A 13,353-nucleotide genomic window follows, 5' to 3' on the forward strand; every position below is an offset into this window, starting at 1 on the left:
GTATGCCCTGGAAAGCGAAGGGTGGCCCGGCTGGGAACACGGCGGTTCCCGGTGCCTGATGGTACCGGGGCCGTCGTGCTGCGTTTCTGCCCCGGTCAAAGGAAGTTGACGATCCGTTATCTAGATCGGGGTCTGAAGTGAGCAAGGCAATCGGTACTGGCGAGAACGGGCCGGACGACGGGCCTGACGTGACAGGTGCGGATCTCGGCCTTTGGGTGCGTGGTGTGGACTACATGGCGGGCTGGCGTGTGGCGCGGGCGGCTGCCGATCAGGTGAACCTTGCGCTTCTCGCGGCGGAGTTCGAGCCGTCGCAGTTACGTGCGGTGGCTTCGACGGATGACGCGGGGCGCGGGGTGGTCCGTCTGGTGGGGGCGCCCGGTGCGGCCGTGCGACTCGCGGGGCTCCTGGCGGGGCTCGTCGACCGTGACGGCGGTGCGCTGTGAGGGGCGTTTCCGCTGGTGAATGGTGCACGTGGGCACGTCGCCGGCCGGAGAGATTTTGGGCGGGAGCTGCCATGGGGCGAGTGAACGGGGGGCCTTACGCTGCTCAGGCGAATCGGGCAGGTGGTGCACCTGCCCGGTGTTGTGCCCGATTGGCCCCCTGTTCTTCGAGGCTCGCCCCATGGTGGCTGCCTAAAATCTCTCCGGCCGGCGACCCCCGGCCCCGTGGACACCGGCCTCCGGCGGCCGCTCGTCGCTTCGGCTCCTCGGGCGTGCTGTGGTGTGGGGCGTCCGGCGCTCGGCCGGGACCGGCGGTCACGCCGCACGCCCGGCCGGAGCGGCCGGGCGTCCCGGCGCGCCGCAGGCGCGCCCTTGAGGAAGTGAAGGCTGTTTCGACCGATGCGGCTCGCCGCTCATGCCCTGGGGCGTCGTGTGAACTGCTTGTCGGTGGTGAGCCGGTAGGTGAGTTCGGCGCGGTCGGCTCCGATGCGGAGTTCTTCGAGGATCAGGGGCCGGTCGTCGGTGTCGTGGGTGACGCGGGAAAGGTGCAGGATCGGGGTCGCGTCGGGGAGCTGGAGCGTGGTGCGCTCGTCGGGCAGGGGCATGCGGGCGCGTACGGTCTCGGACCAGGTGAGCTTGTGTCCGTCCTCGGTGAGCTGGCGGTAGAACGCGGCCGGTCGCTTGCACGGCTCCTCGGCCAGCATCGGAACCGCTTCGGCGACGGCGAACGGGATCAGCGTGCGGTGCATCGCGCGGGTGCCCGTGCTGGGGTCGAACAGCAAGCGGTCGCAGCCGTACAGGGCTTCCTCCTCGCCGAGTTGGAGGAGTCGGCCGGTGGCCTTGGTGGTGTGCGTGCGGTAGGCGCTGGTTTCTTCGGTCTCCTGCCAGACGTCGCCGTTGGGCATGACGAACCGGCCGTCGGCGGTGCGGCTGATGCTGCGCTCGATCGTCAGCGATGGCTGGCCGTCGGAGCGCACGAAACTGCCCTTGCCGTGCCGGACATCGATCAGCCCTTCGGCGCGCAGTGCTGCGATGGCGTTGCGGACGGTCGGGCGGGAGACGGCGTAGCGGTTCATGAGCTGGGCTTCGGACGGCAGCAGGGAGTCGGGGGCGAACTCGCCCGACAGGATCGCTTCGCGGATGGCGGCGGCCACCTGCTGGTAGAGGGCTCCGGGGCGCTGGATCTCCGACATCTGGGCATCTCCGACGGGTCGGGGTCGTAGGCACGTCGCACGCGCGGCGTCACTCGTCAGCATAAGTAGTTGCGCTCTCGCCGTACAGCACTCCACACTCATCACTCGTAAGGACAAGTGACGTCAGGAGAAGTCTGGCGTTCTGACTGGCTATGGAGGCCACGAAATGCAGTCCATTCCCGTGGACACGGCGCGGCTCGGTGTACTGCGGTGCGCCATCGCTCCGGAAGTGAAGCTCAGCAACTCCGAGACACAGGAGGTGAAGAAGGACCGGGACGGCAACCCGGTCTACACGGTGGCGGTGACCGTGCGGCAGGACCGCCGGCGGATCTCCGTCATCGAGATCGCCGTGAGCGGCGAGCCGACCGGGATCGAGGAAGGGCAGATCGTCAAGGTCACCGGGCTGGTGGCGTTCATGTGGTCGATGGGCGACCGGCACGGAGTCAGCTTCCGCGCCGATGCGATCACGCCCGTGCACGCCACCGCGGCAGTGCAGCGCAAGGGTGGTGAGGCGTGATGGAGCCGTACATCATCGCCCTCGCCCTGGCCGTACTCGCCTGGATGCTCGTCGCCGGTGACCTCGTGCGCCGACACCGCCCGCTCTGGCACTGGTACCTCGTCGGCTACCCGCTGACCGCGTGGCGGGTGGCCTCCACCTGGCGGCGCGTCGCCGTGCTCAACGACCTCGCGGTGTCCCGGCTCCCGGCCCGGACCCTGGTCGGTCACCTGCTCGTCAAGGGCGACCCGGTGCGGCCGGTGGCTCCACGCTGCTCCTTCCCGCACATCACCCCCATGGGGCTGTCCGTGCTGGTGCGGCTGCACGCGGGCCAGACCCCGGCAACCTACCTGAAGGCGGCGGACGCCTTCGTCCACGCCTGGAAGGTCCACGCGGTACGGGTCACCTCACCGAAACGCGGCCTCGTGTTGCTGACCGCCATGGCCCATGACCCGCTGGAGCGGCCGGGCTTAGCCACGGCCCCCGCCGAACTCCTCTCCGCCCTGATCGGCGCGCTGGAGACGGGCGGGGCGTGGGTGATGAACCTGCGCCTGGTCCCGCACTGGCTGATCACCGGCGCCACCCGTTCCGGCAAGTCCACGCTGCTGGCCCGGCTCATCACCCAGCTCGCCACACAGCGTGTCGCCCTGGTCGGTATCGACTGCAAGGGCGGCATGGAACTCGGCCTGTTCACCGCACGGCTGACCGCGCTGGCCACCTGTCGCCGTGAGGCCGTGGCCGTGCTCTCCGCGTTGGTGGTCGACATGCAGGACCGGATGAGCGCGTGCCGGTCGGCCGGAGTCCGCTCCATTTGGGAGCTCCCGGGCAAGCTCCGCCCCGTGCCGGTCGTGGTCCTGGTCGACGAGATCGCGGAGCTCTACCTGTCCGACGGCACCCGCGAGAGCAAGGCGGAAGCCGAACAGTGCTCCACGCTCCTGCTGCGCCTCGCCCAGCTCGGGGCCGCCCTCGGTATCCACCTGGTCGTGGCCGGCCAACGCGTCGGCTCCGATCTCGGCCCCGGCGTCACCGCCCTGCGGGCGCAGCTCGGCGGCCGGATCTGCCACCGGGTCAACGATCCCGGCACGGCGGAAATGACCCTCGGCGACCTCAACAAGGACGCCGTGGCCGTCGCCCAAGCCATCACTGCGGAAGAGCGTGGCGTGGCCGTGTGCACTGACCCTGACGGCGGCTGGAGCCGCGCACGCTCCCACCTCACCCCCACTGATGAGGCCGTGGCCACGGCCCGAAAGTACTGCGCACTGACCCCGGAACTGTCCCTCGTCACCCGCGCCCTGGCGGCGCTGGAAGGAGAGCCGAAGTGATCAGCGAAGGTACGGCGTTCACGTTTGCGGTGATCTTCGGGATCATCACCGTCCTCCTCGTCCGCTCCCGTGACGTGCGGGCCTGGGAAGCGGTCTGCGTCGGCCTCTTCGGCGTCTACCTCGGCCAGACCCCGGTGATCTTCACGATCCACGGGCTCGTGACCTGGTTCATCAGCGGCTTCTCCCACACCTGAGCAGAGAGGACACCCCGACCATGCCCATGCCTCGCGTGAGGTGCCCCCACTGCAAGGGCGACGGCGCCCGCAAGACCTGGACCGGACGGATCCGGCGCTGCCGCGTCTGCCGGGGCACCGGCACCATCCGCTGAACCCCCCGCCACACCTGCAAGGGAGCGATCCCCATGACCGACGACGCGCCACCAACCCACATCAGTGCCGCTGCGGCGGCCCACCCCGGAAGGTCACCACCATCACCCCGCAGTACACCCCGGCTGACAGGCGCGCCGCCCTCGACCGCGCGGCGCGCCTGCGTCAGCTCCCCGAAACCGACCACGACGCAATCCGCCTCGCACAAGATCCCAAGTTCTCCCGCTGGCTGGACCAGGTTGCCGCGACGGGCGGATGTGCTCACCCTGTCCACCTCTCCGGCTCCACCACCACTCTGGACGGAGCGACCGGCGAGATCCTCCGCCACTACGACACCCGCGACGAACCCGGCGAACGCCTTCTCGTCCGCTGCCGCAACCGCCGCGCAACCGTCTGCGCCGCCTGCTCCCGTCTCCACGCCGGAGACACCTACCACCTCGTCCGCGCCGGACTCCTCGGCGGCAAGAACGTCCCCCCGGCCGTCCGCTACCGGCCTCGGCTGTTCGTCACCCTCACCGCCCCCTCCTTCGGCCCGGTCCACCGTGCCGGGGAGCAGTGCCGCCCCCGCCGAGACCGCCACACCTGCGAGCATGGACGCGCCCTCGGCTGCGGCACCGTCCACGCCCCGGATGCCCCGGCCATCGGCCAACCGCTCTGCCCCGACTGTTACGACTACACAGGACACGGGCTCTGGCACGCGCACGCATCCAAGCTGTGGGACCGGTTCGTCATCGACGTACGGCGACGCCTCGCCTCCTCCGCCGGCCTCGTACAGTCCCACTTCGCCGAACACGCCCGGCTCTCCTTCGCCCGCGTCGCCGAATACCAGAAGCGGGCGGCCGTCCACGTCCATGCCGTCGTCCGCCTCGACGGACCGAACGGATCCCACGACGAACCCCCGACCTGGGCCACCGTGCAACTCCTCATCGATGCCGTACGCAACTCCGCCCGGCGGGTCATGGTCCGCTCGTCCTACAGCCCGGCCGTGGGACAACTGCTCCTGCGCTGGGGTGAGCAGATCGACGCCCGGCCACTGCACACCGACGGCGACGGCCCTGATGACGACGCCGTAGCCGCGTACGTCGCCAAGTACGTGACCAAGGGAGCGAGCGAAACCGGCGCCGGCCTCGACCACCCCCTGACCACCTCTGCCGATATCGAGTCCGCACCCGTCAGCGCACACGTCCGCACCCTCATGCGCACCTGCTGGCGCCTCGGCGGCCTCCCCGAGTACGAACCTCTGCGCCTCCGCGCCTGGACTCACACCCTCGGATACCGCGGCCACATCCTCACCAAATCCCGCGCCTACTCCACCACCTACGCCGCACTGCGGGCCGAACGTGCCCACCACATGGGCCATGCCGACACCCCTGATGCGATCACCGAACACAACTGGCGCTACGTCGGCTCCGGCCACACCCCCGGCGCGGCCCTCATCGCGGCCGGAGTCGCCGAAGACCTCGCCCTCAACCGAGAAGCCGTCAGAGACGAGTGCAAGGGGGATGAGCGCGCATGAGAGGGGGCTCGAACCGCCTGCTGACGCCTGCTCAGACTGCCGAGTTCCTGGCCGTGTCCCTGCACACGCTCTACGGCAACTGGAAGGCGTGGGGACTGACCGGCTACCGAGTCGGCAAGCATCTCCGCTTCCGAGAAAGGGACTTGGAATCTTGGTTAAGCAGACATGTCGTCAACTAACGCGTATAGAATATTGGTGCTGAGTAGGTCGAGCGAAGGGGGACCCAGTCATGGGTTCGATCATCAAGCGGTGTGACTGTCCCGTCACGGCATGGGACCGGTGCCCGCATCCCTGGGTGACCCGCTGGCGTGAGCCTGGCGGCCGTTCGGGGCGGCAGCGAGAGAAGTCGTTCGAGTCGGGCGCGACCGGCAAGAAGTTAGCTGCCAAGTGGGAGCGCAAGGTCGAACGGGACAAGGACACAGGGTCGTACATCGACCCTGAGCAGTCCAAGCGGACGTTCGCTGACGTCTGGGATGAGTGGCTGAACGCGGGCTCGGACGAAGATCAGTTGGCGGTGTCCTCGCGCGCGCAGTACGTGAGCATCTACAAGAACCACTACGCCGAGTTCTTCGGTCCGCGCCCCATCGCCTCCATCACCGCCAGTGACATCACCAAGTGGGAGACGCTCCAGAAAGAGAAGGGGTACAAGCCGTACGGCATCCACACCCGCAAGGTCGTCCTTGCCTCGCTGTTCAAGTACGCCTGGACGGCCGAGATCATCCCGCGCAATCCGTGCAAGAAAGCGGAAGCGCGCAAGCGCAAGGGGCCGGCCTACCGCCCGATTGATCCGGCCGAAGTGCCGACGACCGGTGAGGTTGAGGCGATCTTCGAGGAGATCAAGCCGTATTACCGCTCCGTGGTCTGGAGCATGGCGGGGTGCGGCCTACGTGTCGGCGAGGCGCTGGCGCTGTGTGAGCAGAAGTGGGAACAGAGCACCGGGTTCGTGAAGGTCAACGCCCAGCTCTCCACCTTCGGCGCGAACGAGGGTGCGGGCCGTGGCACGGCGATCCGGGAAGAGGTGAAGTGGTCCAGGACGGGCCGGAGGGTCCCGGTCCCCGAGATCGCTGACGAGGCGTGGCGTGCCCACATCGCCACGTATGGCACCTGGGGCGACGAAGGGTGGTTCTACGAGTCCGAGACGTATGCGAACCGCTTCCCGTCGCGGACGACGTTCGCCGCCCGGTGGAACAAGGCGATCGAGGATGCGGGACTGGGGCACAGAGGTCTCACCCCCAAGGCCCTCCGGCACTACTTCGCCTCGGTGGCAATCGCGGCAGGCGTCCCGCTGCCGGAGTTGGCCGTGTGGATGGGGCACGCCAGCAGCAAGACCACTGAGACGGTGTACATCCATCTTCTCCCCGGCGCTGAGGAGCGGATCAAGGGTGCCGTGGCGCGCGCTGTCGCCCGTGATCTCTCGGAGTCGCTCAGCCGGATTCGCTCCGCGTAGGGTGCTGCCCCAGAGCTGCTCTTCTGAACCTTGACGGTGATCAGGCTCTCTCTTCGCCAGCGTCCGCCAGCTGAAACCCTGGTCGCGCTAGTGCGTCGTCCTTCGGGGACACTCGATAATTGGCATGCGAAAGACTCCTCTGGTTCTGCCAGAGGCCGCACGTGATTGCGGCCGGGGTCCTGGGTGCCACCAGAACCCCGGCCGGGCGTGTGGGCGTTGAGGTGGGGCCGGCCGATCATGTGCCGGTCGGACCCGCTTCACGCAGGTCGCGACTGTGCCGTCCGGTGCCCCTACCTGTCTGTGCCCGCTCTACCGTGCTAACTGCGCGACGCATCCTGCCACCGCGCTCACCACGCCGAGAACGGCAATGATCACCTGCGCGCGCATGGCCGGATCGAGCTGCTTACGGCGACTGTCCCGTTTGACCTGCTTCATGTTTACCTCCCTTCCGCCAAGTGAGCCTTTCATCGCGGACTGCAGGCGCACCATCTACCGCACCCCGGCGAACCCTGGCGAATAGTCGCTCGGCCACTGTCAACTCAGCCGAGGACCTGGGGGGCTTACGTGAGCGGACAACCCAACACCCGACTTGTGGACGTTCGGCCTGACCGGCTGGCCCAAGGGCACACTTGCGATGCTGGTCAGCAGGCAGGCGTCGGCTATGGGCCCACCAGAGCGACAGGGGCTGAAACCGCGCTGTCCTGTGCGCGGGTGCCGGGGCTCTGTTCACCGAGCGTCTCGACTGCGTCATGACCATCGAGGGACTCGGTCTGGTCCAGGACGGCGTACAGGGAAACGGCCTGGCGGCGGGGGTGTAAAACATCCGGACAGTGTGCCGCGGGCGCCGAACGAACGCGGTCCCCACCGAATTCACGGGAATGGACCTCATGCTCAACCGGCGCAGCTTGGTGGGCGAGGGTGCCGCGCTTGCCGGGTTGCACCGCAAGGCTGTGGTGGGACAGCTCAACGTGGTGGGGGGCATGCTCTCCTACCGCCACCCCGAACACGTCCAGCGGCACCCGTGGGGCGTCGCCGTCGACCTCGCCCGCTGAATCCCGCGCCTGGCAGATCCAGAAGGCGGGCTGAGCAACAGGAACTCGGCAGCCTGTGCTGAGCAGGTGCTGAGTTGAGGTGCAAACTCCAGGAATTTTCCCTGGTGATTGCACCTCTTGACTTTAACGTGGAGTTCTACACCGGCGTGGGCCAGACGCTGGAAATGCCGGTGATGCTGGCCCCCGTTCCGAACGTGATCGATTTCACCGACAAGAAGGTGCTGATCGCGGACGACGTGGCCGACACCGGCAAGACGCTGAAACTCGTGCACGACTTCTGTCTCGACCACGTCGCCGAGGTGCGTTCCGCGGTGATCTACGAGAAGTCGCAGTCGCTGGTGAAGTGCGAGTACGTCTGGCGCCGCACCGACGACTGGATCAACTTCCCGTGGAGCGTCCTGCCCGTCGTACGCAAGTCGGGGGAGTCGGTCACCCCGTCCAGGGAAGCGCTCTGATCCGGCGGTGAGCGCGGGCGGAGCCCGGCGGCGCCGGTCCCCCGGCCCGCTGCTCCTCGTCCCCCCTGCGCTGCTGAAGAAGATTTCAGTAGACAAACCACTCGACTAATAAAGTGCCGGACGGTACTTCGGGGAAATATTTAAAAACACCCTCGTGGCTGTTTTTCCTACGGCAGGGTCACTCATTTGCCGCGCATCTGGGGGAGGGCGGACAGCGTTAGCGGAGCATGAAGAAAGAAAGGTCCCTGGGCCTGCCTCACCGCAGCGCAAGGAAGGATAATCTGCCTGCGGCCCGTCATGTGACAGCGGGTAAACACACTTACACACCCGGTGTGGCGTACTCGGCGCTCGGGGGTCACAGCACCCTGCGCGGCGACGGTGCACGGGGCGAGCCCCTGGCCACCGAGCCCCTGCTCCGGGAGTTCCTGTCGCTGCTGGAGGCGATCCAGGAGGAACTCAATCAGCGGTGGAACGGCCAGGGAGAACTCGGCTGTCACGCAGACCGCGTGTGACGAGGGCGGATTCCATGAATCACGACTATGCGGAACCCTCCTTTGCGTGGCGTGAATGGTATTCCGACACGTACCCCTACGGGTCCGGTTCCGGCTGGCACAGTGGCCCGGTCGACGACCTGCACGCGGGGTCCTCCCTCGGGTCCCCCCTGAGCTCTCCCCTGGGTTCCTCCCTGGGGTCCCCCCTCGGCTCGCCCCTCGGGTCCCCCCTGGGGTCCCCTCTGAGCTCCCCCGAGCCGGGCTGGGACCCCGTCGAGGAACTCGCCTACCTCCTGCAGGAGGCGGGGCAGACGGAGCAGGCGGCCACCCTCCAGCCGCCGCGCAACGAGCCGTCACCCGGCGTCGACTTCACCGACCCGATGGAGAACCTGGCGCAGATCACCGCTCAGCTGCCGCCCATCCGGCACCCCTCCGCGGGGCATCGCAAGGCGCCGGTGCGGAAAATGCGCCTCGCGTGGCTGCAGACGGGCAGCTTCGCGATCATCGCGGTCGTCGCCGTGATCGTGGCCATGGTCAGTGTCTTCGGCGGCATGGTGGCCTACGCGCCGCTGCAGAACATCCCGGCCGGCGCGGAGAACGAGGTCGTTCCCTGGTGGCCTCTGCTCGTGTACGGCCCCTGGATGGTGGCCTCTCTCTCCATCCTGCGCACCGCCCTGCACCAGCGCCGCGCCCTGCACTCGTGGTTGATCGTCGTGCTGTTCTCCTCCGTCGCGATGATGCTGTGCGTGGCTCAGGCGGAGAAGACGTTCACCGGTGTCGCCGGAGCCGTCCTGCCGGCCCTGGCGTCCCTGGCCTGCTTCCAGCAGCTCGTCCGGCAGATCACCCTGACCCTGCCCCCGCGACAGCCCACGCGCCGCCACCGGCAGTAGCGCCCGGTCCGCCCGGGCGGCCGAGGTGTGGTCCGGCGCGGCGAAGAGGGGCTCCCGTCCAGGACGGGAGCCCCTCACGCGTGTCGGCGGACGGGTCAGAAGGTGCCCAGCTTCACGATCGACAGCAGCGCGATCAGCTGGATCGCCGAGGCGCCCAGCGCCTTCGGCCAGGGCAGGTCGTGGGAGCGGCTGACCATCAGGGTCAGCAGGGCCCCGGCCGCCACCCAGGTGGCCCAGCCCAGCAGCTGCACGAAGGAGGCGTCGCCGCCGAAGAACATCGCCACGACGAGGCGCGGCGCGTCCGTCAGCGACATGATCAGCATGGAGAGGCCGACCGTGGGCTGCCAGGCGCCGTCGCCGCCGAGCTGGCGGGCCAGGGTGTGCGTGACCACGCCGAGGACGAAGGAGCTCAGCACCATCGCGACGGCCGTCATCAGGACGATCGGGATCGCGTTGGAGAGGGTGGCGCTGATCGCCTCCTCACGGGCGCCGTCGAAGCCGAAGACCGCGAGCAGGCCGTAGAGGAAGGTCACGGCGAGGGCGGGACCCCACATCGTGTAGTCCCGCATCTGGAGGAAGGTCTGGTTGGGGGACAGGACGATCCCCCGCAGCAGGTCCTTCCAGTGCAGACGCGGGCCGATCGGGCCCGAGGGGGCGGTGGAGCCGGCGTGGTAGGTCTCGCCGCCCGAGTAGCCCTGGGCGCCCTGACCGCCGTACGGCGCGTGGTCGTCGACCGAGAACGCCTGCGTGTGCCCCGGGTTGTTCGCGGCGTACGGGTCGGCGCCGCCGGCGGGGCCGGACGGGTAGCCGCCGTCGCCGAAGTACTCCGGTTCGCCGCCGCCCTGACCGCCGTTCCCCTGGGGCCATCCGCCGCCGCCCGAGCCGCCGTACGGCTGCTGCTGCCCGCCGCGGTACTGCGGTCGCGTCTGCGGGTGGGGCTGCTGCGCCGGCGGGTAGCCGTACGACGGCCCCGAGGGCCGCGCCGACTGCCCCTGGGGCGCCTGCTGCCCGTAGGGAGGGTGTTGCGGTCGCGCTTGCGGGGCGCGGTTGTCCCGGCCGCCGCGTCCGATCCTGAATCCAGCCACGTCTTCGAACGTACCTGGTCTCGGCGGATGACGTGCCGGGCCGCGGCTCCAGGGCCCGGCTTTGCGGCCGACCTGTGACATCCCCTAAGGGATGTCATGGGGTCGTGTCAGTGATGCGTCAGGGTGTCGGTCTGAGGGGTCCTCAGGAAACGGTGCCGGCCAGGCCGTGGCCGCCGGTGGTCTCGGGCGGGGACGACGGCGCCCCCGGGCCCGAGTGGACCTGGGGGCGCCGAACGGCGTTGCACGCGGCCGGGGTTACTTCACCGGCGCGGGCTCCGGCTCGCTCTCCGTCTCCGCCGCGCCCGCGGGGGGCTCGTCGTCGGTGACCGGCGTCTTGACCGACTCCAGCAGCAGCTGGGCGACGTCCACGACCTGGATGGACTCCTTGGCCTTGCCGTCGTTCTTCTTGCCGTTGACCGAGTCGGTCAGCATGACGAGGCAGAAGGGGCAGGCCGTCGACACGATGTCGGGGTTGAGCGAAAGGGCTTCGTCGACACGCTCGTTGTTGATCCGCTTGCCGATCCGCTCCTCCATCCACATCCGCGCGCCGCCGGCGCCGCAGCAGAAGCCGCGCTCCTTGTGGCGGTGCATCTCCTCGTTCCGCAGGCCGGGGACGTTGGCGATGATCTCGCGCGGGGGCGTGTAGATCTTGTTGTGGCGGCCCAGGTAGCAGGGGTCGTGGTACGTGATGATGCCCTCGACCGGGGTCACCGGGATCAGCTTGCCCTCGTCCACCAGGTGCTGCAGCAGCTGGGTGTGGTGGATGACCTCGTAGTCGCCGCCGAGCTGCGGGTACTCGTTGCCGAGGGTGTTGAGGCAGTGCGGGCAGGTGGCGACGATCTTCTTGGCCGACTTCGGCTTCTTCGTCGACTCGTCCTCGTCATCCTCGCCGAACGCCATGTTCAGCGCGGCCACGTTCTCCATGCCGAGCTCCTGGAACAGGGGCTCGTTGCCGAGGCGGCGGGCGGAGTCACCGGTGCACTTCTCGTCGCCTCCCATGATCGCGAACTTGACGCCCGCCATGTGGAGGAGTTCCGCGAACGCCTTCGTGGTCTTCTTGGCGCGGTCCTCCAGGGCGCCGGCGCAGCCGACCCAGTACAGGTACTCGACCTCGGAGAGGTCCTCGATGTCCTTGCCGACGACCGGCACCTCGAAGTCGACTTCCTTCGTCCACTCCAGGCGCTGCTTCTTGGCCAGGCCCCAGGGGTTGCCCTTCTTCTCCAGGTTCTTGAGCATCGTGCCCGCCTCGGAGGGGAAGCTGGACTCGATCATGACCTGGTAGCGGCGCATGTCGACGATGTGGTCGACGTGCTCGATGTCCACCGGGCACTGCTCGACGCAGGCGCCGCAGGTGGTGCAGGACCACAGGACGTCCGGGTCGATGACGCCGTTCTCCTCGGCGGTGCCGATCAGCGGCCGCTCGGCCTCGGCCAGCGCCGCCGCCGGGACGTCCTTGAGCTGTTCCTCGGACGCCTTCTCCTCGCCCTCCATGGTCTTGCCGCCGCCCGCGAGCAGGTAGGGCGCCTTGGCGTGGGCGTGGTCCCGCAGGGACATGATCAGCAGCTTGGGGGAGAGCGGCTTGCCGGTGTTCCAGGCGGGGCACTGCGACTGGCAGCGGCCGCACTCGGTGCAGGTGGAGAAGTCCAGCAGGCCCTTCCAGGAGAACTGCTCGACCTGGGAGACGCCGAAGACGTCGTCGTCACCGGGGTCGGTGAAGTCGATCGGCTTGCCGCCGGAGGTCATCGGCTGCAGGGCGCCGAGGGCGGTGGCGCCGTCCGCGTTGCGCTTGAACCAGATGTTCGGGAACGCCAGGAAGCGGTGCCAGGCGACGCCCATGTTGGTGTTGAGCGAGACCACGATCATCCAGATGAACGAGGTGCTGATCTTCACCATCGCGGTCAGGTAGATCAGGTTCTGCAGCGTGGTGACGCCGAGGCCCTTGAACGCCAGGACCAGCGGGTACGAGGCGAAGTACGCGGCCTCGTAGTGCTCCACGTGGTGGATCGCGCCCTCGAGGCCGCGCAGCACGTAGATCGCGAGGCCGATGGTGAGGATGACGTACTCGACGAAGTACGCCTGGCCCGCCTTGGAGCCGGCGAAGCGGGACTTGCGGCCCGCGCGCGACGGCAGGCTCAGCAGGCGGATCACGATGAGCACGGCGATGCCGAGGACCGTCATCACGCCGATGAACTCGATGTACATCTCGAACGGCAGGAACCCGCCGATGACCGGCAGCGTCCAGTCGGCCTCGAAGAGCTGGCCGAAGGCCTGCGCCAGGGTCGGCGGCAGGGTGAGGAAGCCGACGGCGACGAACCAGTGGGCGAAGCCCACGATGCCCCAGCGGTTCATCCGCGTGTGGCCGAGGAACTCCCGTACCAGGGTCACGCTGCGCGCGTAGGGGTTGTCCGTCCGGGCGCCGGCCGGGACCGGCTGGCCCAGTTTGAAGTAGCGGACGAACTGACCGATGGCGCGTGCGAGCAGCGCGACGCCGACCACGGTCAGGACCAGCGACACGATGATCGCGGCGAGTTGCATGAGGGGGCTCCTCGGGCCTGCGAGGGGTCTTCGGGAAACGACTTCGGGAAACGGCTTCCCGAGATTACTAAGCGGTAACTTATGCAGTCCGTCTGAGACTACCCC

The 13,353-nt window shown here is 68.5% G+C and carries 13 protein-coding genes and 2 pseudogenes; 11 read left to right on the forward strand and 4 right to left on the reverse strand.

Going from position 1 to position 13,353, the window contains the following annotated elements; all coding sequences use genetic code 11:
- Positions 1 to 137 precede the first annotated feature (137 nt).
- A complete protein-coding gene (locus ACFY30_RS16445; RefSeq protein ID WP_390845876.1) occupies positions 138 to 443 on the forward strand; it encodes a hypothetical protein in 306 nt (101 codons plus the stop codon).
- A gap of 410 nt (positions 444 to 853) precedes the next feature.
- Here the strand turns inward: ACFY30_RS16445 and ACFY30_RS16450 are convergent, their stop codons facing one another.
- Positions 854 to 1,633 carry a GntR family transcriptional regulator gene (locus ACFY30_RS16450; RefSeq protein WP_390845877.1) on the reverse strand — a complete coding sequence of 260 codons (780 nt, stop codon included), beginning with the start codon at positions 1,631 to 1,633 and terminating at the stop codon, positions 854 to 856.
- Between the two features lie 166 nt (positions 1,634 to 1,799).
- Here ACFY30_RS16450 and ACFY30_RS16455 point away from each other — a divergent pair, with 166 nt between their 5' ends.
- The 6 genes from ACFY30_RS16455 (at position 1,800) to ACFY30_RS16480 (ending at position 6,740) form a co-directional block, all read left to right on the forward strand.
- A complete protein-coding gene (locus ACFY30_RS16455; RefSeq protein WP_390845878.1) occupies positions 1,800 to 2,150 on the forward strand; it encodes a hypothetical protein in 351 nt (116 codons plus the stop codon).
- Entirely contained in the window at positions 2,150 to 3,451 is a 1,302-nt protein-coding gene (locus ACFY30_RS16460) for an FtsK/SpoIIIE domain-containing protein (RefSeq protein WP_390845879.1), read from the forward strand. The genes ACFY30_RS16455 and ACFY30_RS16460 overlap by 1 nt, the downstream gene beginning before the upstream one ends.
- Positions 3,448 to 3,645 (forward strand): hypothetical protein, encoded by a 198-nt coding sequence (locus tag ACFY30_RS16465; RefSeq protein WP_340377378.1) that lies wholly within the window; start codon positions 3,448 to 3,450, stop codon positions 3,643 to 3,645. The genes ACFY30_RS16460 and ACFY30_RS16465 overlap by 4 nt, the downstream gene beginning before the upstream one ends.
- A gap of 292 nt (positions 3,646 to 3,937) precedes the next feature.
- Positions 3,938 to 5,293 carry a replication initiator gene (locus tag ACFY30_RS16470; protein ID WP_390846121.1) on the forward strand — a complete coding sequence of 452 codons (1,356 nt, stop codon included), beginning with the start codon at positions 3,938 to 3,940 and terminating at the stop codon, positions 5,291 to 5,293.
- On the forward strand, positions 5,290 to 5,472 hold the full coding sequence (locus ACFY30_RS16475; RefSeq protein WP_390845880.1) for a helix-turn-helix domain-containing protein: 183 nt from the start codon (positions 5,290 to 5,292) through the stop codon (positions 5,470 to 5,472). Before ACFY30_RS16470 ends, ACFY30_RS16475 begins: the two co-directional genes overlap by 4 nt.
- A gap of 50 nt (positions 5,473 to 5,522) precedes the next feature.
- A complete protein-coding gene (locus tag ACFY30_RS16480) occupies positions 5,523 to 6,740 on the forward strand; it encodes a tyrosine-type recombinase/integrase (RefSeq protein ID WP_390845881.1) in 1,218 nt (405 codons plus the stop codon).
- 309 nt (positions 6,741 to 7,049) lie between these two features.
- Here the strand turns inward: ACFY30_RS16480 and ACFY30_RS16485 are convergent, their stop codons facing one another.
- Positions 7,050 to 7,175 (reverse strand): hypothetical protein, encoded by a 126-nt coding sequence (locus ACFY30_RS16485; protein WP_390845882.1) that lies wholly within the window; start codon positions 7,173 to 7,175, stop codon positions 7,050 to 7,052.
- A 129-nt stretch (positions 7,176 to 7,304) separates the two neighbouring features.
- Here ACFY30_RS16485 and ACFY30_RS16490 point away from each other — a divergent pair.
- The 4 genes and pseudogenes from ACFY30_RS16490 to ACFY30_RS16505 form a co-directional block, all read left to right on the forward strand.
- Positions 7,305 to 7,786, forward strand: a pseudogene (locus ACFY30_RS16490) (hypothetical protein); the annotation flags it as partial.
- Between the two features lie 131 nt (positions 7,787 to 7,917).
- Positions 7,918 to 8,247 (forward strand): annotated as a pseudogene (locus ACFY30_RS16495) (phosphoribosyltransferase); the annotation flags it as partial.
- Positions 8,248 to 8,579: 332 nt separating this feature from the next.
- Complete coding sequence (locus ACFY30_RS16500; protein WP_390659224.1) at positions 8,580 to 8,759, forward strand: hypothetical protein; 180 nt, start codon at positions 8,580 to 8,582, stop codon at positions 8,757 to 8,759.
- A gap of 14 nt (positions 8,760 to 8,773) precedes the next feature.
- Positions 8,774 to 9,628, forward strand: coding sequence for a DUF2637 domain-containing protein (locus ACFY30_RS16505; protein WP_390845883.1), 855 nt, complete (start codon positions 8,774 to 8,776; stop codon positions 9,626 to 9,628).
- Between the two features lie 95 nt (positions 9,629 to 9,723).
- On the opposite strand, the gene ACFY30_RS16510 is transcribed toward ACFY30_RS16505, so the two are convergent.
- Both ACFY30_RS16510 and ACFY30_RS16515 read right to left on the reverse strand, forming a co-directional pair.
- On the reverse strand, positions 9,724 to 10,794 hold the full coding sequence (locus tag ACFY30_RS16510) for a Yip1 family protein (RefSeq protein WP_390845884.1): 1,071 nt from the start codon (positions 10,792 to 10,794) through the stop codon (positions 9,724 to 9,726).
- 174 nt (positions 10,795 to 10,968) lie between these two features.
- Positions 10,969 to 13,248, reverse strand: coding sequence for a (Fe-S)-binding protein (locus ACFY30_RS16515; RefSeq protein ID WP_390845885.1), 2,280 nt, complete (start codon positions 13,246 to 13,248; stop codon positions 10,969 to 10,971).
- Between the last annotated feature and the right edge of the window lie 105 nt (positions 13,249 to 13,353).

The sequence above is a fragment of the Streptomyces sp. NPDC000345 genome (assembly GCF_042898825.1).
GTDB lineage: Bacteria > Actinomycetota > Actinomycetes > Streptomycetales > Streptomycetaceae > Streptomyces.